This is a genomic window from Sphaerisporangium sp. NPDC005288, assembly GCF_040607475.1.
GTDB classification, from domain to species: Bacteria; Actinomycetota; Actinomycetes; order Streptosporangiales; family Streptosporangiaceae; genus Sphaerisporangium; species Sphaerisporangium rhizosphaerae.
The window spans coordinates 1-2201 of sequence record NZ_JBEXGT010000109.1 but is presented as its reverse complement, the minus strand read 5'-3'; the positions used below and the strand labels follow the sequence as shown (position 1 = coordinate 2201).

Annotated in this window: 2 protein-coding genes; both read left to right on the top strand. The window is 68.5% G+C overall.

Going from position 1 to position 2201, the window contains the following annotated elements; all coding sequences use genetic code 11:
* Positions 1-834, top strand: an 834-nt coding sequence (locus ABZU32_RS40870) for an endo-1,4-beta-xylanase (protein ID WP_354932155.1), incomplete at its 5' end; no start/stop codon positions are given.
* A gap of 33 nt (positions 835-867) precedes the next feature.
* A partial coding sequence (locus ABZU32_RS40865; protein ID WP_354932152.1) for a non-reducing end alpha-L-arabinofuranosidase family hydrolase occupies positions 868-2201 on the top strand: 1334 nt, incomplete at its 3' end.

Here is a 2201-nt window from a genome sequence, read left to right as displayed (position 1 = left end):
GCCGACCCTGCGGCCAAGCTGTGTTACAACGACTACAACATCGACAACTGGACCTGGGCCAAGACCCAGGGCGTCTACAACATGGTCAAGGACTTCAAGGCGCGTGGTGTGCCGATCGACTGTGTGGGGTTGCAGTCGCACTTCAACAGCGGCAGCGCCTACAACTCCAACTACCGCACCACGATCTCCAGCTTCGCCGCCCTCGGGGTGGACGTGCAGATCACCGAGCTGGACGTGCAGGGCGCCTCGGCGACCACCTACGCCGCCATCGTCAACGACTGCCTGGCGGTGTCGCGCTGCGCCGGCATCACCGTGTGGGGCGTGCGCGACCAGGACTCCTGGCGTTCCGGTGACACCCCGCTGCTGTTCAGCGGCAGCAACAAGAAGCCCGCCTACGACGCCGTCCTGAACGCGCTCAACAACGCCACCCCCAACCCCACACCCACCCCCACGCCGACTCCCACGCCGACCCCCACGCCGACTCCGACTCCGACGCCCACGCCGACACCCACCCCGACGCCCACGCCGACCCCGGTTCCGGACGGATGCGCGGCGACGATCACGACGACCAACAGCTGGCCGGGTGGCTTCCAGTCGACGGTGACCGTCCAGGCGGGCAGCGCGGCGATCAGCGGATGGACCGTGCGGTGGACGTGGCCCGGCGGGCAGAGCATCAGCAGCCTGTGGAGCGGCACCCAGAGCACGTCCGGGTCCAGCGTCACCGTGCGTAACGCCGCCTACAACGGCTCCGTCGCCGCCGGCGCCTCCACGACCTTCGGGTTCACCGCGAACGGTACCGCGGCCACCCCCACCGCCACCTGCACCAGCCCCTGACGGGGGCCGGACAAGATGATGAGGAGAATACAGATGCGTCTGCCCTGGCGAGCGCGATCACCGCGCCCCTCCGCCGCCACGACCGCGGCGCCGCCCCGGCGCGCCGCGCGCCGCGGCCTCATGATCGGCGCCATTCCGGTCCTGCTGGCCGGAGCCGGCCTGGTGGGCACCCAGCCCGCCCAGGCGGCCGTCGCCTGCCGGGTCGACTACACCGTCAGCTCGAACTGGCCGGGCGGCTTCGGCGCCAGCGTCACCATCAACAACCTCGGTGACGCCGTCAACGGCTGGCGGCTGACCTGGTCCTTCGGCGCCGGTCAGAGCATCACCCAGATCTGGAACGCCACCCAGACGCAGTCCGGCTCGTCGGTGACCGCCACCAACGTCTCCTACAACGCCGCCATCCCCTCCGGGGGCAGCGTCAACTTCGGCTTCAACGGCTCGGCGACCGGCAGCAACCCCAACCCCACGTCGTTCTCCCTGAACGGCGTGGAGTGTACCGGCACCCCAGGCACTCCCACGCCGACGCCGACGCCGACGGTCACCCCGACCCCGAACCCGACGCCGACGCCGACTCCCACCCCGACGCCCACGCCGACTCCCACTCCCACGCCGACGCCGACGGGTACGTGCAACCTGCCCTCGTCGTACCGCTGGACGTCGACGGGCGCGCTGGCGCAGCCGAAGTCGGGCTGGGTGTCGCTCAAGGACTTCACCAACGTGGTCTACAACGGCAAGCACCTGGTGTACGCCACCACCCACGACAACGGCTCCAGCTGGGGTTCGATGGGCTTCAGCACGTTCACCAACTGGTCGGACATGGGCTCGGCGACCCAGACCAAGATGAACTCGGGCACCGTGGCGCCGACGCTGTTCTACTTCGCTCCCAAGAACATCTGGGTGCTGACCTACCAGTGGGGCGGCACGGCGTTCTCCTACCGCACCTCCAGCGACCCCACCAACCCCAACGGCTGGTCGGCGCAGCAGACACTGTCCACCGCGAGCATCTCCGGCTCGGGCACCGGGCCGATCGACCAGACGCTGATCGGTGACGGCCAGAACATGTACCTGTTCTTCGCCGGCGACAACGGCAAGATCTACCGCTCCAGCATGCCCATCGGCAACTTCCCCGGCAGCTTCGGCTCCAACTACACCCAGATCATGAGCGACTCGACCAACAACCTGTTCGAGGCGGTCGAGGTCTACAAGCTGCAGAACCAGAACAAGTACCTGATGATCGTCGAGGCGATCGGCTCGCAGGGACGCTACTTCCGCTCCTTCACCGCCGACAGCCTCAGCGGCTCCTGGACGCCCAACGCCGCCAGCGAGAGCAACCCCTTCGCCGGCAAGGCCAACAGCGGTGCGACCTG